Annotated in this window: 20 protein-coding genes and 1 tRNA gene; 10 read left to right on the top strand and 11 right to left on the bottom strand. The window is 57.9% G+C overall.

Annotated elements, in window-relative coordinates; all coding sequences use genetic code 11:
* Positions 1–10: 10 nt before the first annotated feature.
* From ACR0L1_RS09625 to ACR0L1_RS09635, 3 genes are all read left to right on the top strand, one after another.
* Positions 11–775 carry a DUF3299 domain-containing protein gene (locus tag ACR0L1_RS09625; protein WP_480858449.1) on the top strand — a complete coding sequence of 255 codons (765 nt, stop codon included), beginning with the start codon at positions 11–13 and terminating at the stop codon, positions 773–775.
* Between the two features lie 20 nt (positions 776–795).
* Entirely contained in the window at positions 796–1,950 is a 1,155-nt protein-coding gene (locus ACR0L1_RS09630; RefSeq protein ID WP_480858451.1) for a carbohydrate porin, read from the top strand.
* Positions 1,951–2,020: 70 nt separating this feature from the next.
* Complete coding sequence (locus ACR0L1_RS09635; protein ID WP_480858453.1) at positions 2,021–3,904, top strand: amidohydrolase family protein; 1,884 nt, start codon at positions 2,021–2,023, stop codon at positions 3,902–3,904.
* A gap of 1,568 nt (positions 3,905–5,472) precedes the next feature.
* Here ACR0L1_RS09635 and ACR0L1_RS09640 read toward each other — a convergent pair.
* The 3 genes from ACR0L1_RS09640 to ACR0L1_RS09650 all read right to left on the bottom strand — a co-directional run bounded on the left by ACR0L1_RS09640 (position 5,473) and on the right by ACR0L1_RS09650 (position 7,672).
* Entirely contained in the window at positions 5,473–6,150 is a 678-nt protein-coding gene (locus ACR0L1_RS09640) for a tyrosine-type recombinase/integrase (protein ID WP_480858454.1), read from the bottom strand.
* Positions 6,151–6,280: 130 nt separating this feature from the next.
* Positions 6,281–6,356, bottom strand: a tRNA-Val gene (locus ACR0L1_RS09645).
* Positions 6,357–6,418: 62 nt separating this feature from the next.
* Positions 6,419–7,672: an aminotransferase class V-fold PLP-dependent enzyme gene (locus ACR0L1_RS09650; RefSeq protein ID WP_480858456.1), complete on the bottom strand. Its 1,254-nt coding sequence runs from the start codon at positions 7,670–7,672 to the stop codon at positions 6,419–6,421.
* Between ACR0L1_RS09650 and modA the strand changes: the two genes are divergently transcribed.
* The 5 genes from modA (at position 7,671) to ACR0L1_RS09675 (ending at position 11,417) form a co-directional block, all read left to right on the top strand.
* Positions 7,671–8,648, top strand: a complete 978-nt coding sequence (gene modA, locus ACR0L1_RS09655; protein WP_480858458.1) for a molybdate ABC transporter substrate-binding protein — start codon at positions 7,671–7,673, stop codon at positions 8,646–8,648. The genes ACR0L1_RS09650 and modA overlap by 2 nt on opposite strands.
* A gap of 3 nt (positions 8,649–8,651) precedes the next feature.
* A complete protein-coding gene (gene modB, locus ACR0L1_RS09660; RefSeq protein ID WP_170789801.1) occupies positions 8,652–9,344 on the top strand; it encodes a molybdate ABC transporter permease subunit in 693 nt (230 codons plus the stop codon).
* Complete coding sequence (gene modC / locus ACR0L1_RS09665; RefSeq protein ID WP_480505834.1) at positions 9,341–10,438, top strand: molybdenum ABC transporter ATP-binding protein; 1,098 nt, start codon at positions 9,341–9,343, stop codon at positions 10,436–10,438. The genes modB and modC overlap by 4 nt, the downstream gene beginning before the upstream one ends.
* A gap of 126 nt (positions 10,439–10,564) precedes the next feature.
* Positions 10,565–10,978 (top strand): hypothetical protein, encoded by a 414-nt coding sequence (locus ACR0L1_RS09670; protein WP_480552713.1) that lies wholly within the window; start codon positions 10,565–10,567, stop codon positions 10,976–10,978.
* Positions 10,979–11,009: 31 nt separating this feature from the next.
* Positions 11,010–11,417, top strand: coding sequence for a hypothetical protein (locus ACR0L1_RS09675; RefSeq protein ID WP_170775791.1), 408 nt, complete (start codon positions 11,010–11,012; stop codon positions 11,415–11,417).
* Between the two features lie 2 nt (positions 11,418–11,419).
* Here the strand turns inward: ACR0L1_RS09675 and hemF are convergent, their stop codons facing one another.
* From hemF to clpS, 4 genes are read right to left on the bottom strand one after another with little or no spacing between them, the layout of a single operon-like run.
* Entirely contained in the window at positions 11,420–12,304 is an 885-nt protein-coding gene (hemF, locus tag ACR0L1_RS09680) for an oxygen-dependent coproporphyrinogen oxidase (RefSeq protein ID WP_480858461.1), read from the bottom strand.
* A 4-nt stretch (positions 12,305–12,308) separates the two neighbouring features.
* Positions 12,309–13,106 (bottom strand): SDR family NAD(P)-dependent oxidoreductase, encoded by a 798-nt coding sequence (locus tag ACR0L1_RS09685; protein ID WP_170775794.1) that lies wholly within the window; start codon positions 13,104–13,106, stop codon positions 12,309–12,311.
* Positions 13,107–13,143: 37 nt separating this feature from the next.
* On the bottom strand, positions 13,144–14,109 hold the full coding sequence (locus ACR0L1_RS09690; RefSeq protein WP_480858463.1) for a class I SAM-dependent methyltransferase: 966 nt from the start codon (positions 14,107–14,109) through the stop codon (positions 13,144–13,146).
* A gap of 24 nt (positions 14,110–14,133) precedes the next feature.
* A complete protein-coding gene (clpS, locus tag ACR0L1_RS09695) occupies positions 14,134–14,475 on the bottom strand; it encodes an ATP-dependent Clp protease adapter ClpS (protein ID WP_170789805.1) in 342 nt (113 codons plus the stop codon).
* Between the two features lie 94 nt (positions 14,476–14,569).
* Between clpS and ACR0L1_RS09700 the strand changes: the two genes are divergently transcribed.
* On the top strand, positions 14,570–15,271 hold the full coding sequence (locus tag ACR0L1_RS09700) for an HAD family hydrolase (protein ID WP_480858465.1): 702 nt from the start codon (positions 14,570–14,572) through the stop codon (positions 15,269–15,271).
* Between the two features lie 281 nt (positions 15,272–15,552).
* The gene (locus ACR0L1_RS09705) at positions 15,553–16,932 is read left to right on the top strand and encodes a D-alanyl-D-alanine carboxypeptidase family protein (protein ID WP_480858467.1); all 1,380 of its coding nucleotides are present in this window, start codon (positions 15,553–15,555) and stop codon (positions 16,930–16,932) included.
* A gap of 85 nt (positions 16,933–17,017) precedes the next feature.
* Here the strand turns inward: ACR0L1_RS09705 and ACR0L1_RS09710 are convergent, their stop codons facing one another.
* The 4 genes from ACR0L1_RS09710 to ACR0L1_RS09725 all read right to left on the bottom strand — a co-directional run bounded on the left by ACR0L1_RS09710 (position 17,018) and on the right by ACR0L1_RS09725 (position 20,941).
* Positions 17,018–18,265, bottom strand: a complete 1,248-nt coding sequence (locus ACR0L1_RS09710) for a hypothetical protein (RefSeq protein ID WP_170789808.1) — start codon at positions 18,263–18,265, stop codon at positions 17,018–17,020.
* A gap of 150 nt (positions 18,266–18,415) precedes the next feature.
* The gene (locus ACR0L1_RS09715; RefSeq protein WP_480858469.1) at positions 18,416–19,177 is read right to left on the bottom strand and encodes a LamB/YcsF family protein; all 762 of its coding nucleotides are present in this window, start codon (positions 19,175–19,177) and stop codon (positions 18,416–18,418) included.
* Between the two features lie 13 nt (positions 19,178–19,190).
* Positions 19,191–20,189, bottom strand: coding sequence for a 5-oxoprolinase subunit C family protein (locus ACR0L1_RS09720; RefSeq protein ID WP_480858471.1), 999 nt, complete (start codon positions 20,187–20,189; stop codon positions 19,191–19,193).
* A complete protein-coding gene (locus tag ACR0L1_RS09725; protein WP_480858473.1) occupies positions 20,186–20,941 on the bottom strand; it encodes a 5-oxoprolinase subunit B family protein in 756 nt (251 codons plus the stop codon). The genes ACR0L1_RS09720 and ACR0L1_RS09725 overlap by 4 nt, the downstream gene beginning before the upstream one ends.
* Positions 20,942–21,402: the final 461 nt, after the last annotated feature.

A 21,402-nucleotide genomic window follows, 5' to 3' on the forward strand; every position in this document is an offset into this window, starting at 1 on the left:
GAGAGCATCTATGCACCATGTGTTTTGCACCGTAGTATTGGCAGGGTTGGTTTGGTGTGGACAGTCTGCCATGGCGACGCCCGATACCGCGTTGGACTGGGCAAACCTGCCGGACCCATCCTCGCAGATCTTTGAAGACCCCTACCGTGATCTCAACCCCGAACAATTCGACGATGTCCTCTACGTCGTGCGATTGCGTAGCAGGCTACAGCAGAATGATGGCAGTGAAGACGAGCGGCAAAAGTGGCAAGCGCTTTTAGCCGAGACTGAGGATGCCTTGGCAGCTGATGGAATTGATGTCGACTGGCTACTCGATCAGCGAGAGGTTGTAACGGAACGTCGAAGAAAGGCTGGCACGAACGGAAATCCGGAATTCGACGGCCAAACAATCACACTGGCGGGCTTTGCCATTCCTGCTCCGAATGATCCGGACGGGCGGCCTGTCGCGTATTTAGTGCCGGAACGAGGGATGTGCAGTCATATGCCTCCACCCCCGCCGAACCAGATGATCCGCGTGCGGTTGAACGGGGACTGGACGCCCAGCTATGTCCACGAACCCGTTCGGCTGACCGGTAAGCTGACTATCGATCCTTCCGTTCATAATATGATGGTTGTGGATGGTCTCATGCCGATGAATGCGACCTTCCAGCTAGAGACGGAACGTGTCGAAACTCTAGAAACTGAAGCAGATAGGCTGGAATGGAAGCAGCGTGCCGCTGATCGCATCCGGGCGGCGGGAAATCGCAAGACCGGCGGGGCAAGGGCGCCTGAATGATAAGACTTTTGGTTGTCGCAATGAGCATTGCCTTCGCTGACGCAGCGTCGGCTCAGGGACTATCCGGTCCATCTTCGGTCGAAGCTGATCTAGAGCCCGGAGACGGCCTGACCGACCCACAATACCGTTCCGATTTTCCGCGCAACATCGCGCAGGGTTGGTTTGAGTGGAAAGACCGACTGGCTGAGGGCGGGTTTCGGTTCAACATTGATTACTTGGCGCTGGGTCAAACCACGAACGCTGATCTGGGAGCCAGTGAAGCGGCAAGTGGAATTGCACGCCTCTACGGCAGTTGGCAGGCAACTGAACGGGGCTCTCTAACATTCAAGATCGAAGACCGGCACAGTTACACTGACGTTGCTCCGCAGTTTCTTGGGCTGGATGGCGGAGCGCTTTCGATCACGGGAACAGCCTTCAACGACAATGGTCTGCTATTGACTAACCTTTTCTGGACCCAAAGGGCCGAGAATGGTTCGTGGACGCTGCAAGTCGGGCAGATTGATGTAACGGACTTTGTGGATATCTATGGGTTGGTAAGCCCCTATAGCGGTTTTCAAAACCTGTCTTTCAATACCAACCCGACAATTAACACGCCCAACCAAGGCCTTGGTATTGCCGCTGGGGTAAAGCTGAGCGAGAACCTCTACGCCGTTGCCAGCGTATCAGACGCAAACGCCGACCCGTCCGATCCAAACTTTGATGTGTTTAGCGACGGCAATCTCTTCAAGTCACTCGAGCTTGGTTACACTTCCGGCTTTGATCGCATCTACTTCGACAATATCCATCTGGTTCTCTGGCATGCGGATGCGGCTGACGATGGCAGTCGAGCTGAAGATTACGGCGCAGCATTTTCAGCGGCATGGTTTGTTGACAACAAGTGGATGCCGTTCTTTCGGGCTGGGGCCTCAAAGGGGACCGCAGCGCTTTATGACCGGTCCGTCTCTGCAGGTCTGGGCTACTATGGTCGCAATACCGATTTGGCCGGGCTGGGCCTGAACTGGGCCGAGGCAAAAGGCATAGACGGTGACCAGTTCACGCTCGAAGCTTTCTACCGTTTCTCGATTTCACCCGGACTGCAGATCACACCGTCCCTGCAATACGTTTCCAACCCTCTGCTGAATCCCATGCAGGACAGCATTACACTGTTCAGCCTCAGAACCCGGATCGTTTTCTGATGTGTCGCGAAAGCAGACGCCAAGAAATTACGAAACATCCTGAATTGCTGACCAAAGAAGGGACTTAACCATGCGTACCCTGTTTCTGGCTGGCACATTGTCTGTGTGTTCGACCTTATGTGTCGCGCAGACGTACGACGTGGTCATTCTCAATGGTCGGGTAATGGATCCGGAAACCGGTTTCGACCAGATCGCTAATGTTGGAATAAGCAACGGCTGGATCACTGCGATTACCGACGAAGATATCGGCGGCAGCGAAGCCATCGATGCGACAGGGTACGTTGTGGCGCCCGGGTTTATCGACCTTGAACAACACGGGCTGGATCCTTGGGGTATCAAGGTCAATCTTCGTGACGGCGTTACGACGCAAATGGATTTTGAGGTCGGGGCCGCGAATATCGACGACTGGTACGCAGCGCGCCAAGGCGTGACGCAGGCAAACTATGGCACGGTCGTTGGACAAGAATTCGCGCGGATGCGGGTGCATGACGGCCTAGTGCTGGAAGGTGGGGACATAGACTTCCGGAAATTTTTCGCACTGCGGGCACAATCCGTGGAAGACGGCGTCGAAGGGTGGTCGTCGGTTCCAAGCAACCGCGAGCAGATGAACGAAATCACTGCCCAATTGGATGAAGGACTACGTCTTGGAGCACTCGGCGTGGGATCGACCATCGGCTACGCCCGCGAAGGCATCACAACCTACGAGATGTTCGAAGCACAGCGGGCTGCGGCGCGTTATGGGCGTTTAACTTCTGTGCATCACCGGTTTCATCCCAGTGCCTCGACACCCACTGAGACACAGACCGGCGTCAACGAAATCCTAGTCAATGCGATGGTGCTCGACGCGCCGCTGCACATTCATCACGACAACGATTATGGGTGGTGGGAAAATCAGGAAAAACTCCAGATGGCCCGCGACCAAGGCTATAACGTCTGGTCCAGTTACTATCCCTGGACCGCCGGATCGGGAAACTACGGAGCCTCCATCATCGCCCCCGAAAATTGGGAAGGCTCGATGGGGTACAAATACGAAGACACTATCTTTGATCCCCAACTCGATCGCTTTGTGACCAAAGACGAGTTCTTGAGCTTTGCCGAGAATGAACCGGGACGGACAGCCATTGTTTTTAGCCCTCCAAGAGAGCAATGGCTCAATGATTGGATCACCATCGCAGGCTATGGCATCTCGGGCGACGGTATGGCCGGGTTGGATATCGAGGGCAATCTGATGAGTTGGGATGCACCCTACGAAGACTATGCCGGGCATCCTCGGTCAGCAGGCAGCCACGCGCTTGTCCTCAGATTGGCCCGCGAAGCGAATGTGCCGCTGATGCTTACGCTCACACAGCTAAGCTACATACATGCGAAGCGATTGGGCGACACAGGTTTGCGTGCAATGCAGGTGCGTGGGCGTATGCAGGAAGGCATGGTTGCAGACATCACGATCTTTGATCCGGAGACTGTGACCGAAAAAGCGAACTATACTCTGGGTCAGCAAGGCCTTCCGTCAGAAGGCATTCCGTATGTGCTTGTTCACGGCACGATTGTTGTTCGGAACAGCGAAGTCCAACGAGATGTTTATGCTGGGCAGCCAATCCGGTTTCCAGTTGAAGAAAGTGGGCGCTTTGTTCCGGCTGGTCGCGAGCAGATCATGGGTATTCTTACGCCGGATACTGGCACTGCCCGACCAACACTGCTTGATGACATTTCAAATAGTGAAGCCAGTGTCGCACCTGCGACTTCACCAACCAATCAGACTGCATCGGTAAAGCCGAGCGATCCCTTTGATTGGTTCACACCTCGCAACGGACGAGATGACAGTACCCTATATTTTTGCGTCGTACATGCTCGCTTCGAGGACCCTGCGCAGGCAAAACGCGACTACGCGAAGGCCATGATGTCCAAAACAGGCAGATCCAAACCCAATCAGTCAGAACAACGAAGAGCAAACTAATTCGCGGAGCCTCGGAGTAGCGAAAAAAACAAAGTCTGCTTTAGAATGGAGAACGATCATCAGCAACCAGTCGGCTTTGGGTAGCTTTGTCCGCATGGCAGCTGTCCGTCAGATCAGAATGACCACTCTGAGCCCAATGTGCCGAACGCTGTGGCGCGGCTGAATGATCGCTTTGATTGTCTCCAGGAGCGACCCTCCTTGGCGCGTAACTCAATCTCTGACGCCCACTTCGCCGCACCAGCAGGCTTTAGAAAGGTCTTGGGTCGGGATTGCCCGTCGTTCCGGACCGTCGCTTGCCACTTTTCGCTAGGCCGTTTTATGATTGTTGCCATGGCCCATCTCTCCTGTGTTGGAGACAACTTTTCTGTCTAGGCGCAGCGGACACAGTTTTTCGCGCAGCACAACAATAGGCACTAGTCGCGAAAGACCATGATACATTGTGGGGAAAGGATGGTGGGTGATGAGAGACTCGAACTCCCGACATCTTCGGTGTAAACGAAGCGCACTATCCCAATCCACACGTACAACAAGGTGCTGTATTCCACTGACGCTACCAGCACCATCTTGAATAGATGTCTAGTGTTGTCAGTGGTTTGAGGGTCGCACACCCGCTAGCAAAGTGCAAGCCTGCGAGAGCGTGCCGCGGCGACTTAATCCCGGCAGTACAGCGATAACTGCAGCGCATGTGCAGCGGAGGCGCAGCGGTGATCGTCGCATCAGGGGGGGTATGGGGGCAATTGGCTGCCTGATGTAGTTAGATGCCCGCGCGAAAAAATCCGTTGCAAATTCTTAGTTGGGCCTATCGCGGGCTTCCACGCCGCCTGTCGTATCAAACGGTGGCCTTCCCTCATTTGCTGTTCTAACCCAACGCTGCGCCAGTGTGTCTCGGATCGCCAAGTGCATGGTCTGAATGCGTGCCGGTGAAAGCAGGTTTCTTGTTTATAGCCAGTGTCCGCTTTAAGTTCCTGATATGAAATGGAAGAATAGAAACCTTCGGGCACTCGCTGACATTGTTTGTGGCAATGTCGATCACTTTCCTTATCGGTCGAGCAGTTTAATCACCGAGTTTTCCGAGGATTGCCAGCTTGACTACGCTCATGACGGGTCAACGCGTTGGGCGTGGGTCGCTGGGCGATTAGAAGAGGTGTTGGCGCTACCGCATCCAAGCCCTAGTGTTCCGCCCGATGCATTTGTGAGCATCATTCAAAACATCTTAGACAAGGGTGAGGCGCAGGAAGATGACGCAGACCGAAGCAAGGCACTGTATGCGCTCAACGTGATCCTTGCCAGCGAGGGATGGGAGGCGTTCTACGACGAGAACGGAATAGGCCAACTCCGACACATCGCGACAAATACAATAGCACAGACGGCGAACCCACATCGTCCCCTAACACCCGCTGAGATAGAGCGGAAGAACCGACTTACGGCCTACCTCGACAAGTGCTCAGAGGACGAATTGATTGAGGAGGTTTTGCTTCCTCTCTTCCGACAACTCGGGTTCCATCGCATCACGAACGCCGGTCACAAGGACAAGGCGTTGGAATACGGCAAGGATGTGTGGATGAAGTTCACCTTAAGAACACTGTCCGACGCTCAAGGTCTACGTGCTTCCATTGTATCGACAGCAATTCCCCTCGGCGCATCCCGGTCGCCAAAGCCAGCGTCAGCAACGGCTTCATCAATGGAGACCTAGCTTGGTTCACGGCTCCCAACAAAGCCTGCCATTCTCCTTGCTGCAATCGTCTCTCGCGGCGGTTGTCGATCTTGGGTCGCCGGACAGGCTTGAGCGGGTTCCCCTGTGGCAGGGTCTGCCCCCAATCCTCACAGGCGACATCAAGGGCGTGTTGCAACCATCCCAGTTCCCTCACCACAGTCGCCGCCTTCACGGATTTAACGCGCTGGTCACGATAGTGGACAAAGTCAGCGGATCGCAGCTTGCCGACCTTCCTGCTGGCTAACTTGGAACATCTACGCAGGAACCCGTTGATTGCATAACATTCATTGTCTGCGCACCGTTTCTCGCTCGTGACGTTATCTCGGTATCTTCGCAGCACCTCACCAAGTGTCATCTCGGCTACGCTCACACTTATGGCGGGGGTGAGCAATCCTCTGTCCGCGCTCAACTCCGTCTCTCGCGCCCACTTCACCGCATCAGCACGCTTTAGGAAGGATTTGGATCGGGATTGCCCGTCCTTCCGCACAGTCGCCTGCCACTTACCGCTAGGCCGTTTTACGATAGTTGCCATGGCCTATATCTCCTGTGTTGGAGACATCTTTTCTGTCTAAGTGCAGCGGAGGCGCAGCGGACACAGTTTCATGCGCAGCACAACAAAAGGTGCTAGTCGCGTAAGACCTTGATACATTGTGGGGAAAGGATGGTGGGTGATGAGAGACTCGAACTCCCGACATCTTCGGTGTAAACGAAGCGCTCTACCAACTGAGCTAATCACCCGTGACGGTGCATGTAGCCAAGCCTGCGCGCGGGCGCAAGAGGGTTGGACAGAAATTCTTTGATCAGTCCGTCATCTCGTTCAATGCGGCCAGCAGTTGGGCTACTTCCTGCTCGGTATTATAGTGGCAGAGTGATATACGGATGCAGTCGTTCAAGCCCAGCGGGGTCAGAACGTTGCCGCTGTAGTGATCGGCTTTGCGGATATGGGTGCGGATGCCCTGATCGTTCAGGCGGGTCACGACCTCGGCCGAGGGCATCCCGTGCACAACGATAGACACCAGCCCTTCGCGCGCGGGATTATCTGCGCCACCCAGGACCAAGATATGCTCCATATCTCGCAGGCCGGGCAGGTTGCCAGTGCCGTTGATCATGGTGTTTGTCAAATGAGTTTCATAGGCATAGATGGCGCGGCCCGCGGCCTCGATCCTTGCTCGGCGGTCCGTGGCGTTCGAGACCTGCGCGCCCAGCCAGTCGAAATAGGCCACGACATCGGACATGGAGGCGTAAGAGCCGGTGTCGCGGGTTCCGAACTCCCACCCGTCTGAGGGGGCGTCGATCAACTGGTCATGGGGTAGGGCGGTCAACCGGTCCGAGATCCAGGCAATGCCATAGCCGTGACGCGAGAACACTTTGTAGGGTGAAATCGCATAGCCGTCGACGTTGTAGCTGTCGATATCCAACTGCCCATGGGCTGCGTGCTGGATACCGTCGACAATGATGAAACAGTCAGGCGAGACGTCGCGGATGGCCTGCGCGATGGCGGCAACGTCCATACCCATACCGGTCACGGGCGACGCGTGAACGATCGTGGCCACACGGACGTCTGGGGTCATTGCGGCGCGGTAGGCATCGGCGGTGACCAGCCCCGTTTCGTCATCGTGCTGGACGTTGACATAATCCAGCCCCGCAATATCGGCCCAGCGTCGGGCGGCGCTGCGGCTAGCGGGATGCTCGATCGAGCTGCCGATCAATTTGCTGCCTTTGGGCGCGTTCACGCAGGCGGTGCGGATCATCCGAAACAGCAGTTCGGTCCCGCTTTCGCCTACAAAGAACTGACCCGAAGACGCATTCATGAACACCGACAAATCGGCCTTGGCTGTGTTGATGATATCGACCAGCGCATGGCTAGCCACGTTGTCGCGGCCCTGATTGTCGGGGATCGCGGCGAATTTGGCCGAGGTCTGTACCACCGAATTGAGCGTCAGCGCGCCGCCGGCGTTTTCAAAGAAGATGCGGGGCCCTTGAAACGGGCAGGTTTCAACATGGGCAAAGCGCGCGCGGATCGCATCAATCAGACCGGGAGTAGTGTGCAGCATGACGGTGGTCCTGTTCTGTGGCTCAGCGCAGCATCCTTCCAGCGGTCGGGCAGATCAATCCTCTTTGCGACACGGCACCGCCTTTTTTGTGCGTAATTTCGGGCGTCTGGACGGGGTCGAAGTGCATCGGTACTTGCGTGCGCCCTGTTGCCTCAGATATCCCCGAGGGGATGTTGATCTAACGGGCGGGCTGGGAATGATCCTGTCACATCTGCGCCGGGCGCTGGTCACGGTTTTCACTTTCTGCGTCCTGATGCTGACCCCGATGCGTGCGGGGGCCGACGGCGTTCTGGTCTTTGCTGCCGCCAGCCTGAAAAACGCGTTGGACGAAATCGCCATCCAGTACGAGGACGCGACCGGGCAAGAGGTCACGGTGTCCTACGCGGCCTCTTCGGTTCTAGCGCGCCAGATTCAGCAGGGCGCTCCGGCAGACCTGTTTATCTCGGCGAATGCCGAGTGGATGGATGTGTTGCAGGAGGGCAGCCTGATTGCGCCCGGATCACGGGTTGATCTGCTGGGCAATAGGTTGGTTCTGATTGGTGGCCCAACGGTCCCAGGGCTGAACGGGTTCGCGGTCGAAACTGATCTGCTGGCGGCATTAGAAGACGGGCATCTGGCCATGGCGCTGGTCGATGCGGTGCCCGCCGGGATTTACGGCAAAGCGGCTCTGACCAATTTGGGCCTGTGGGACGAAGTGCAGGGCAAGGTGGCGCAGACTGACAATGTGCGCGCGGCTCTGGCCCTTGTCGCGGCAGGTGCGGTGCCTTTGGGTGTCGTCTATCGGTCGGATGCTACGGTCGAGGACCGGGCCCGCGTCATGGCGACTTTTCCGGACGACTTGCATCCTCCTATCATCTATCCAGCCGCGTTGACCGCAAAAGCGGGATCAAAGGCCAAAGCTTTTCTGGATCACTTGCAATCCCCGACCGCGCAGGCGGTTTTTGAGAGGCAGGGATTTTCCCTGCCGGGCCAGTAACGCATGGGTTGGCTGGGACCAGATGAGCTTGAGGCGTTGCGACTGTCGCTGCGCGTTTCATTCTGGGCGACGCTGGTGACGCTGCCGTTTGGGATATTCGTGGCCTATGCGCTGGCACGTTGGCGGTTTCCGGGGCGGCAGGTATTGAACGGGCTGGTGCATCTACCCTTGATCTTGCCTCCGGTTGTCACCGGGTATTTGCTGTTGCTGACCTTTGGGCTGCATGGGCCGCTAGGACGCGTGCTGGCGGAGGTCGGCATCGTTTTCGCATTCCGTTGGACCGGCGCTGCGCTGGCCGCCGGCATCATGGCCTTTCCGCTGATGGTGCGCGCGATCCGTCTGTCGATCGAGGCGGTTGACCCAAAGCTGGAGCAGGCGGGGGCGACGCTTGGGGCCTCGCGCCTGATGGTCTTCGCAACCGTCACTCTGCCGATGATCCTGCCGGGCGTGATAGCGGGCGCTATTCTGGCTTTTGCCAAGGCGATGGGCGAATTTGGTGCCACGATCACTTTCGTCTCGAACATCCCTGGACAAACCCAGACGTTGCCGTCGGCAGTCTATGCCTTTCTCCAGGTGCCGGGCGGTGAGGCGGCGGCGACCCGACTGGTCGTGATCTCGATTATCATCGCCATGGGCGCGCTTTTGTTGTCGGAATTCATTGGCCGCCGAGTTGCGGCAAGGGTGGCCGGGTCATGAGCCTTTCCGTCCGGTTGCAGCACGATCTACCTCATATCAAACTGGATCTCAGCTTTGATGCACCTTCGGGCGTGACGGTGCTGTTCGGGCGGTCTGGCTCGGGCAAAACCACTGTCGTCAATGCCGTAGCCGGGTTGCTGAAACCTGCCTCGGGCCGCGTGGCCGTGGACGGATGGGAGTTGTTTGACACCGAACAGGGCTTGTGGCTGCCGCCGCATAAACGCCGCCTGGGCTATGTGTTTCAGGAAGGGCGCTTGTTCCCCCACCTGACCGTGCGCCAGAACCTGTCCTACGGGCGTTGGTTCGCACCCAAGGGCGCGCGGCGTGAACACCCGGACAAAGTGATCGAGATGCTGGGTATCGGCCATCTGCTGGACCGCCGCCCTGCGGGTCTGTCGGGGGGTGAGAAACAGCGCGTGGCGATTGGCCGGGCCTTGCTGGCCAGCCCGCGCCTTATTCTGGCCGACGAGCCTCTGGCCGCTCTGGATGATGCGCGCAAGGGTGAGATTCTGCCCTATTTCGAACGGCTCAGGGATGAGGTCTCGGTCCCAATCCTCTACGTCACCCACTCTGCGGCTGAGGTCGCGCGGCTGGCAACGTCGGTCGTTGCTTTGCAGGACGGCAAGGCGGTGCGCCACGGACCAGCCTCCGAGGTTCTGGCCGACCCGTCGGTTGCGCCTGCGGGTATCCGGGCGGTTGGCGCGGTGTTGCAGGTTCGGGTGTCGAAGCACCATGTGGATGGCCTCACGGAATTGGATGCGGGTGGGGCCAGCCTGTTTCTGCCGCGTATTCCGCATCAAATTGGCGAGACCCTGCGTATCCGCATCCCAGCACAAGAGGTCATCCTGTCGAACAAACCGCCCGAGGGGCTTTCGGCCCTGAACGTGCTGTCTGGCACGGTCGACACGATCCGCGCAGGCGACGGGCCGGGCGCTATCGTGTCGCTGCAAACCACTGCCGGTCCGGTTCTGGCCCGCATCACGCGCCGTTCGGTCGATGCGCTGGGTCTGCAAACCGGGATGCAATGTTATGCGGTCATCAAGACAGTTGCGCTTGCCCCGCATGACGTGGGCGGACGGGTGAATCAAAGCTAACCTCTGGCTTTTGTTATCAATCGGGTAACGCAATCGTGGTCAAGCGTGCGCTTGTAACTAAATATTTCAATTCGTCTTATGGACCTAAGCCCAGTGGCATCAGGCCTTTAGGACGGAGGTATTTTCGTGAAAGCTATTCTGGCCGCGATTTTTCTGGTCGTCGTCGCAGGGTCCGCGACCGCGCAGTCAAACAGACCGGGGGTGGGGATTTTCCCCACGTTCCAAGTGATTGTCACGCCTGAGAAGGGTGGCGTCTACAGGGTGGAACCGGTCGGCATTTCGTCGGCCCCGGTCTATTGGTGTGGTATTGGGGACTACGCGGTTCAGACCTTGGGCAAGGCAAGAACTCAGCGTATCTACATCGCCGAAGCCTATGTGCCGGGTGCGCGCACCGTCAAATTCTCGTTCGATCCTCCGGCGGACATCGACACGACCCCTGGCTATTCGCTCACTGTTAACCGCGTGGGGGAAAACTTATCTGCGTCGCGGGCCGAAAACCTGTGCTATGATAGCGTTATTGATTTCCGAAGGAAGAAATAGCGCGGCCAATTCGGCCCGATTAAGGACGCAGATGACATCATGGAAAGCGGCGATTGTGGCAATCGCTATTGTAGTGCCGGGCCTGGCACAGGCTGTTGGGGTGGGGTTCAGGTTGAACCCGGCCATTCGGATCAATGTGGCAGACAAGGGCAATGGCGTTTACGAAGTCTCGACGCGGGGAACGTCGGCGCCGGTGGCCTATTGGTGTGGTATTGGCGATTATGCTATTCGGACGCTCAGAACCAAGGCGACACAGCGCATCTATATCTACCGCGCCTACGAAAAACAGACCCGCACCGTGCAGTTCTCCCTAACGCCGCCGGAGGGCGCGGATACCAGCACGAGTTATTCCGTCACCGTCAAACGTGTGGGCGAAAATCTGTCGGCAGCCTCGGCGCAGGGGTATTGCTTTGACAATTTCCTGGAGTTTGGGTTCTGACCTCAAACCCACTTTGCCAAAGGTGGCAGGCTCATCAGCACAGCATCGGGATCGTGGCCGGTTTCCAGCCCGAACTTGGTGCCCCGATCATAGACTAGGTTGTATTCCGCATAGAGTCCGCGATGCACCAACTGGGTGTTTTTGTCTGCGTCATCAAACCCCTGCACCCGGCGCTTTTCAACAAGCGGTAGGAAGGCAGGCAAAAACGCGCGGCCGATATCCTGAGTCAACGCAAAGTCCGCCGTCCAGTCGCCGGTGCAATAGTCATCCATGAATATCCCGCCCACACCGCGTGCGCGTTTGCGGTGGGGGATATAGAAATACTCATCCGCCCACTCTTTGAGGCGCGGGTAATGTCCCGGCCCATGCGGGTCCAGATGCGCCTTTTGGACGGAGTGGAAATGGGCGGTGTCGTCTTCATATTCGATACACGGGTTCAGGTCCGACCCGCCGCCGAACCACCAGGCATGCGGGGTCCAGAACATTCGGGTATTCATGTGAACCGCCGGGACATGTGGGTTTTGCATATGCGCCACCAACGAAATGCCCGAAGCCCAGAACCGCGGGTCCTCGGTCATGCCCGGAATGCCCTTGCGCGCTGCCATAGCGTGCTGCGCTCGCTCGCCCAGCGTGCCGTAAACGGTCGAGACGTTGACGCCCACTTTCTCGAACACACGACCGCCGCGCATGACCGACATCAATCCTCCGCCCGCGTCTGACCCATCATCCGAATGGCGCTTGGTTTCCTTGACCTCGAACCGGCCGGGTTGAGCTGCGGCAAAGGGGCCGGTGTCGTGGCTGTCTTCCAGCGCTTCAAACGCGACTACAATGTCGTCGCGCAGTTGGCGGAACGAGGCAGAGGCAGTGGATTTTTCGATCTCGAACATAAGCTTAGTGGGCCGGGGCTGCGACGGGGTCTAGCAGGGTGCGACCGCCGTCAATGGTAAGGATTTGTCCGGTGATGAACCCTGCCGCGTCCGAGGCCAGGAACTGCGCCGTCTCGGTCAATTCGGTCGGGGCGGCAATGCGTGCCAGCGGCGTGTGTTTCTCGATATCATCGCGGAAATCGCGGTTTTCCTTGAGCGTGGACTGCAACGAGGCGCTCATCACCGACCCCAACGCGATCGAGTTTACGCGGATGCGATGCGGGGCGAAGGCCACGGCCAACGATCGCGTCATCTGATCCAACGCGGCGGTCGAGACCGAATAGGCCATCAGGTCCGGGTGCGTACGGCGTGCGGCAATCGAGGAAAGGTTGATGATCGATCCGGCGGGCGCGTCGCCGTCACCGGCCTGTTTGATCATGCGCTTGGCCACAACCTGGCTGAGACGCAGAGCAGGCATCAGGTTCTGATTCAGCAAGGTTTTGACCGAGTCATCATCGGTATCCAGCGGGTCCGACGGGATCACCTGCCGTGAGCCATTGATCAGGATATCCACTTGGTCGAAGGCGTCTATCGTGGCCGAAAGTAGGTTTGCAATGGTCAGTTTTTCACGCAGATCGCCCGCGAAGAAGCGGATGTTGCTGTCATCGGCCTGTTCGCCCAGTTCCTCGGCCAGGCGCTTCTCGTCCATGTCAGCGAACATCACATTGGCGCCTGCATCCGCAAAATGCCGACCGATTGCCAGGCCAACGCCATTGGCGCCGCCGGTCACGATGGCGGTCTTGCCTGTTATGGAAAAGGACATGCGGAACCTCCCTGAGTTGCGCGCAGGTTAACCGGGATCATCGCCGAGGGCGAGAGGCGTGGAACACCTTGAACCGATTGTCTCCGGTCACTTCTTCGACACGCGCGAATGTGTCGTTCAGAGTTGTTTCGTAAGGCAGGTGGCGATTGGCCACCATCCACAGCTCTCCGTGCTTCGCCAGATTGCGCGCAGCGGATTGAATAAAGCCCTGACCCAGCGCGGGGTCTGCGCTGCGCGAAGTGTGAAAGGGCGGGTTCATAACAACCGCGTCCAGCCCCTCGGGCGCACGCCACGTCACGGCGTCCGCCCAATGGAACGATACCTTTTCGTCGGTGACGTTTGTCTTGGCGCAGGTCAGGGCGATGTGGTCTGCCTCAACCAGATACAGACTGCGCAGCCCTTGTTTTTGCAGCAGGTTTGCAGACAGGAAACCCCAGCCCGCGCCCAGATCAGCCACCCTCGCGCCTAGTTTAGCGGGCAATGCGTCCAGCAACAGGGCTGAGGCCGGGTCAACTCCGTCCGCCGAGAACACACCAGGGGCCGTTGTAAACCCGTCCACCACTTGCGACTTGGGCGCAGCCCAATCGGCGAACGCCGCAGGATCCGAGGTGAACCAGAATATCTTGCCATGCGCCTTGGAAATCGGCCCTTCGACTGGAACGCGTTTGCGAATGTCCTTCAGCAGGCTGTCCACCCCGTCGGTTTTGGCTCCGTCCACAACGACTAAGCCTTTAGCCCGCAAGCAAGCCTGATGCACAAGGCTGCGGGCCAGCGCCTTGGCGCGGGGCAGAAAGATCACTGCGTCCTGACACGCCTCTCTGGCCTCGGGTGTGACGTCAAACCCCTGCGCTTCAAAATGGTCGTGGAATGGTTTGAACGACTGCACCACCTGCGCCTCGCGCGGCATCGCGGACAGGTCGTGGGTTGGTGTCGGACCGATCACTGTCAGCGGCTGTGACAGCGCAAGGCCGCTGTTCAAGGCAAGATCAAGACGAGGGGACATCAGCGATTTACGGGAAGAGTAGGGTTACTCTTCGCGTTCCATGGTGCATTGCAGGGGGTGCTGGTGCCTGCGGGCGAAATCCATCACCTGACCCACCTTGGTTTCGGCAATCTCATGGCTGAAGACGCCAACGACGGCGACGCCTTTCTTATGCACGGTCAGCATGATCTCGAACGCCTGCGCGTGGGTCATGCCGAAGAAACGTTCAAGCACATGAACCACGAACTCCATCGGGGTGTAGTCATCATTCAGCAGAAGGACTTTGTACAGCGGCGGGCGTTTGGTCTTTGGGCGCGTCTCGACCAGGACAGACGAGTCACCCTCGTCATCCGATTTGTCAGACATTGTCCATTGATTTTCAAACATCGCGCGCACCTATACCGATTCAGGCTTCGGTTTATCTGAGCGGTTATATAACGTCCAAGGGGCCAGAGAAAAGAGCCAGCAGGACGCAAATGCAATGGAAAACAAGCTGACCATCGTCGGGTTCGATGCAGATGACACGTTGTGGCACAATGAGCGTTTCTTTCAACTGACACAGGCGCATTTTGCCGATCTGCTTGCAGATCACGCCGAGCGGGATCACCTGATGGACCGTCTTCTGGCCGCAGAAAAGCGCAATATCCGCCATTATGGTTATGGAATCAAAGGCTTCACCCTGTCGATGATCGAGACAGCGATTGAGGTGACGGAAGACCGTGTGCCTGCCTCGGTCATTCGCCAATTGATCGAAGCCGGGCAAAAGATGTTGGCCCACCCTATCGAATTGCTGCCCTATGCCCGCGAAGCGATCGAGGCTGTCGCGACGACTCACAAGGTTGTTTTGATCACCAAAGGTGATCTGATCGACCAAGAGCGTAAGCTGGCCCAATCAGGTTTGGGCGAGCTGTTTGATGAGGTCGAGATCGTTTCGGAAAAGACCTCGGGGACATACACCGAAATTTTCGCGCGTCACGGGGATGGGCCGGAACATGCGATGATGGTTGGCAATTCGATGCGGTCCGATGTGGTCGCCCCGATTCAGGCTGGGTGTTGGGGCGTCTATGTACCCCACGGGCTGATATGGGAGATCGAAGAAGCCGAGGTCCCATCCACCTCACAGCGCTACAAAGAGCTGCGGGATCTTGGGGAGTTGTCGGGGTTCATCAACACGTTTTCCTGATGTTGCCGAATGGCCCCAGTTACAAAAAAATGATGCCAAGGGGCGTGAAGGCGCTGCGTCAGGCGCTGATCTAGTGGGTGCGCGGTGGTTCTGTTCTACATATTGTGGTGCGACACGCCTTGAAACAAACGACGATTTAGCCAGCTTTCGGTTTCTTTCGCGCGACCTCTGTGTTACGCTGGTGGGCAATAAAATAAATGATTTGCTGACCGGGAAAACCCGGCGGCCCGAGGTAGACAGAGGCAAAGATCGTGCAGGTTCGGCGGACAGTTCCGGCCCGAATGGGCTTATTTCTTATAGCATTCGTATGGCTGCTTTCCTTGGTGCCGATGCAATCGGTTGCCGCGCCTTACGCAGCGATGGTGATTGACGCACGTACGGGCGAGGTGCTGCATTCGCGCAATGCTGACACTCGGCTGCACCCTGCGTCACTGACCAAGATGATGACGCTCTATATAGCTTTCGAGGCCGTTCGGAATGGCGAGATCGAGCTGGACACGCAAGTTCGCATCACCAAGGCCGCGGCGGCGGAACCTCCGTCCAAGTTGGGTTTGCGCTCGGGGCAGCGGATTGCGTTCCGGTATCTGATCCGCGCAGCGGCGGTGAAGTCTGCCAATGACGCGGCGACGGCCATCGGGATCGCCATCAGCGGGTCCGAGGCAGCTTTTGCCCGCCGCATGACCCGCACTGCCAAAGCAATGGGTATGAGCCGCACGACCTTCAAGAACGCCCATGGCCTGACCGAGTCGGGCCACCTGTCCACGGCGCGAGACATGACCACGCTGGGGCGGCATCTGCTGTATGATTACCCGCAATATTACAACCTGTTCTCGCGTCGTTCGACCGATGCCGGGATCAAGACAGTTCCCAATACGAACCGACGCTTGCTGGCCGCGTATAAAGGCGCGGACGGGATCAAGACCGGCTACACACGGGCTGCGGGTTTCAACCTTGTGGCCTCGGCCAAGCGCAAGGATGAACGGATCATCGCTACCGTCTTTGGCGGCAAATCGGGTGCATCGCGCAATGCCAAAGTGGCAGAATTGCTGGATATGGGCTTCCGCCGCGCTCCGTCGCGCGCGCCCATTCGCAAGCCTTCGCGTCCGGCTTACGCGGGCAATGCAGGCCTGAATGTGCAGGTTGCGCGACTGGTCGGTGCCCCGACCACCAGCCTGCGTCCGGTTTTGCGCCCAAGCGCGGCGACTGTGCAGTTGGCCGGGGCCGTCGCGGCCACGGCTGCGCAGCATGATACACGCATCCAGAATGGGATCGCCGCAGCCATCGCGCAGGCGGATGTGCAGGCTCCAACGGGGGACACACCGCGCCCCGCAGCGCGCCCGGATAGCCTGGTTCTGGCCTCGACCGACCCGAATGTGCAGCCAGAACCCGAGCCCGAAATCGTCACCCGTCTGTCGACGTCGGGTGGACATTTGTGGGGTGTGAATGTGGGTCGCTACACAACGCGATACGAGGCCGAGAAGGCGCTGTTGAAAACCGCTCTGGCGGAAATGACCACTCTGGAAGGCACGTTGCGCAAAGTGAACCAAAGCGCGCGCGGCTTCGATGCGACGTTTCAGGGCATGACCCGCGAACAGGCCGATCTGGCGTGCCGCAGGCTGCAGGCCCGCAACGTCACCTGTTTCATGATCGGGCCGTCATAAGACCCGACATTCTCTCTCCTGGTTGGATTTGGCTGCGAGGAAACTCGCAGCCTTTTTTTGGCGCTTTATACAGGACATCAGCGCTTCAGTCGAACACATGGCCGTGCTGATATTGCTCATCCTGCCCGGCCGCGGCGGTCAGCGCGGCGACATTATCCTTGGTGAAAAAGCCATCATATTTGTGGCAACGTTCGATATATTCGGTGATCAGCAGCGTGTTTTTCGAGTGTTTCGAGAAGATCTGCTTAAGGTTCGGATCATCCTTACATTCACCCACCACATGGGCCAGAAATGGCACGCCCTTATCCTTGAGCGTATTCACCACGAAATCCACGTTCTTTTCACCCGCGCCGTGATCGCCATCCTGAACTTCGACCGCCATGTGATGCAGGCGACGGCCGAAATTGCGGACAAAATCCTCGGTCGGCATCGGCAGCTTGGCGAAGGAATTCACGAAGGACGGCGTGTTGTTGGCGGTGAACACTTTGGCAGGCGATTTCTTGTCGTCATCTACGTTTGGGTTTCGGTTCACATTGGTGGACGAATTCATCTCAGAGATGTTGTACGCCCCCCAGAAATAGTAGGGCACCATGGTCAGAAATTCGAGGATCGCGTCCTCACGCTCGCCGGCTAGAACCCGCGTGGCGAGGTGGTCAATGCCCAGCATCAGCGGTGCAATCTTGCTGTCCGCACCAAATGCGGCGGCCTGATCCAGACGGGCTTTTTCGTCGTCGCTCAGCAAAATCCGGTCGCCTAGGCCCAGGCTGTCGGTGTCGTTGAAATCCAGCGTCGAATAGCCCACCCGGTTGCAGGTGAAATCCGACGGGGTTGTGAAGCGCAGGCCATCCAGCGTGTAGAACGGGTTTTCGGTGTCCCCAGAATATTCGAATCGAATATTCTGATCCTGTAGCGTTTGGGTCAGCGCAGTCAGGTCGGAAGCGGCAAAAACCTCTCCGACATAGCGGGTCTGCGGGGTCTTCCGCGCCAGCGGATACATACGGTTGATGCGGGGGATAAAGTCTTCGAACGATGGATTGAGTGGCGCCATCACAACCAGCGCCGGATAGTCGGGATGCGAGTGCAGAACCGAGAATTTATGTGTGTGCCCCAGATAGCTGGCCGTGTGGCGATAGGGTGTCATCACGTAGAGCTCGACCAGAGTGTCAAACAGCGCATCAGTTTCCACCTGTATCACGATTGCCTTCATCGCCCCGACCAGATCGGCAACGCCCGAGCTGGTGCGGCGTTCGTAGATTTTGGGCAGATATTCGGTGAAAAAATCCGAGTTTTTCTTGTCCCCGCGCGGTTGGTAAGACATCAGATCGAAAGACATTAAGCTATCTCCTTGCTCCTGCGCCTTGCAGCTGGCACAGGGTGTTGCCGGGATTGTGGTATTCAGAACATGGACTTGTGGTCATGCTAGGGGCTGAAACTGACCCCGGCAACACCAAGGGTGTAGCCGCTTCGTTTTAAGCCAATCTTATCAGCGAATGAACTTCGTCACCTCGACCCCACCTGCAATCAGGTTTTCGCGCACCGAGGCCGCGATTTGCACTGCCGTTGGGCCATCTCCGTGCAGGCAGATGGTGTCGATCGAAGTTTCAAGCCGTTTGCCGGATTCAGTGATGATGGCTCCTTCGCGCACCATGTTCAGGATGCGTGGCCCAGCTAGATCCGGGTCATGGATGACAGCGCCGGGCAGACTGCGATCCACCAGCGTTCCGTCGTTATTATAGGCGCGGTCGGCAAAAATCTCTCCGACCCATTTGCAGCCAAGGTCGCGTACAGCTTCTTCCTGTTTGGTGACGGCCAGCACCATGATGATGATATCGGGGTCCACGTCCAACGCACCCTGATAGCAGGCGCGCGCCATATCCACATCAACCGAGCACATATTGGCCAACGCGCCGTGCAATTTCAGATGCCGGACTTTGGTACCAACCGCCTGCGCCATACCCAACGCGGCCCCCAGTTGATAGCGCACCAGATTGCGCAGGGACGCATGTGGTATTTTCATGTTGCGGCGACCAAAGCCCTGTAGATCGGGAAAGCCGGGATGCGCACCGATCCCAACGCCGTTTTCTGCGGCCAGCGTCATCGTCTGCGCCATCACATCCCAGTCGCCGGCATGAAAGCCGCAGGCGATATTGGCCGAGGTGATGATCTTCAGCAGGCTGTCATCATCGCCCATCTTCCAGGGGCCAAAGCTTTCCCCCATATCCGCATTCAGATCGACGCTGGGCATCGGCAATTCTCCTTTATTCGGTGGCTGAGATCACTCCGCCGATTAACTGGTAAGACAGAAGGTCCGGGATGTCGCGTGGATCGCGAATCATCGGCTCAACACGGCCGGGTAGCCGCTCCAGATCGGCCAAATAGGCGGCGTGCAGGGTGATAGCCTCTTCCAGAGACACAAACTCGAACCGTATCTCTCCCCCAGCCGGGGTTTGCGCCGCGCGGGCGATGTCGCAGGGCAGCACGGTTGCGATGCGGGGATAGCCGCCCGTTGTCTGACATTCGGGGAGCAGGATGAAAGGATTGCCCGTGCCGGTCATCTGAATGTCTCCGGGAGTGATAACCTCGGACAGGATATTGAGCTGCCCATTGGCGGTAAAGCCCTCGCCCGCGCTTTCAAGCTGCATCCCCATCCGGTTCGCTCGCGCGCCCCGCTGGAAACTGGTCAGCGCGAACCGATCCAGCGTGTCCTGATCGAACAGAGAAGTCTGGAAGCTGGCCAAAACGCGAAGACGCCCCCCGGAAAACCTATCATCGGGCCGCAGCTTCATACCCGCTCGTCCAGCCCCGCCTTTGGCAGGCAACTGATCACCGGCCTGAACGGCCCGCCCGACTTTGGCGGTCAGATGGGCCGCGCGAGACCCCAGAAACAGAGGCGTATCAATCCCGCCGCTCAGGTGGAGGTAGCCATACGTGCCTTGCGTGGCCGCCCCAACGGACAGACGTTGACCTGGCTCCAACCTGTGCGAGGCGTTCCACATGGCTGGACTGCCATCAATGCTGGCCTGCATCGGTGCGCCGGTCAGGGCGATATCAGTGCCCAGAGTAGCTTCGAATTCGCCACCCATTCCAGCCATTTCCAACGCAGCCAAGTCCGGGCTTTGCGCCAACAGCGCTGCGCCTTCGTGAAGGGCGGTGATATCCGCAGCCCCCGAACGCGACAGGCCCTGATCCAGATATCCGGTGCGGCCTTGATCCTGAATGGTGCAGGCGGGACCGATGCGCAGAACTGACAGGCTCATCCTTCGATCTCCTGACACGTCGCGCCGCCCATCCCGTCTCCATTGTCTGCGCGGATGGCGTTCAACTTATCGGCAGATATGGGAACGAATTGCATCTCGTCACCGGGTCTTAGGGCAAAGCTGTCGGGCGCATCTGGACGGAAGCATCGGAACGCCGTTTGCCCCACATGCCGCCAGCCCGTGGGTGTAGGCCCCGAAAACAGAACGAATTGCGATATGGCCAGAACCAGGGCACCTTCAGGCACCATAGGGGTCAGATCCTTAAGGCGCGGAATGTTGAATTCCGGCCCAAGCGGCCCGAGGTAAGGTTGCCCAGGGGCAAAACCAATGGTCAGTACCCGCACCCGCGTGGCACTGAGGCGCTGCACAGCCTCGGCCGGTTCCAGACCAGCGGCCTGGGCGGCGTCATCCAATTGCGGCGCAAGCTCACCACCATAAACAGTAGGGACGGTCCAAAGCCTGCGACCCGCAGGCATCGCCGCTTTGTACCAGTCCTGTTGTGCTAACAGGTGTGTCAACCGGTCCTTGATGTCAGAATGCGGCAGCACGGCCGGATCAAAACGAACATAGGCCGACGCCAATGAGGCCGATGTCTCAAGAACGCCGGCCCAGTTTAACGCATCGATTGCCTCCCGAAATGCCAATGCCGCCCTGTTGGAAGGTTCAGCCATGGTATCTGCAAATGAGATCAGCAGCCCGTCGAGGCCAACGGTGCGAATACAGGGAAAAGTGTCAGCGTATTTAGAGGTCATTTCATGATGCGCGCTTATCCTGACTGCGACCTGACCCCATTAGGTCAGATTGCGCAAGGTTAAGCTGGGGCTGTTCGTTTGAAATTAGTTTTTTTGGCGCGGTCCACTTGGTTTTGGGTGGGCGGATTCCGAGTCGAATCCACCCTTCGACTCGGGGGTTATTGTGGCCAAACAGGTATCATCCACTATATATAGACTGGATTGGAGGTTCGCCGTTTGCGTACTTAGGTGATTGCGATGGGTGGACGCAGGTTTCCGTCATCGAAGTGCAGCCTAAGTATTTGTGAAATATAAAAGAAAAAGAGTTTCGCAAAAAAATTTCGCTTTTTGTCATTTTGCTGTTGCAGAGCCCATCGGTAAACCTTAGAACCCCCTTCACCGGCGCTGCTGAGGCGGTGCTGGGGCGCTGGAGACGGTGCTGACGGACTGGAAAGACGGTTGAGACGCTCAGGATAGACTGG

Source organism: Ruegeria sp. J8 (assembly GCF_056531925.1).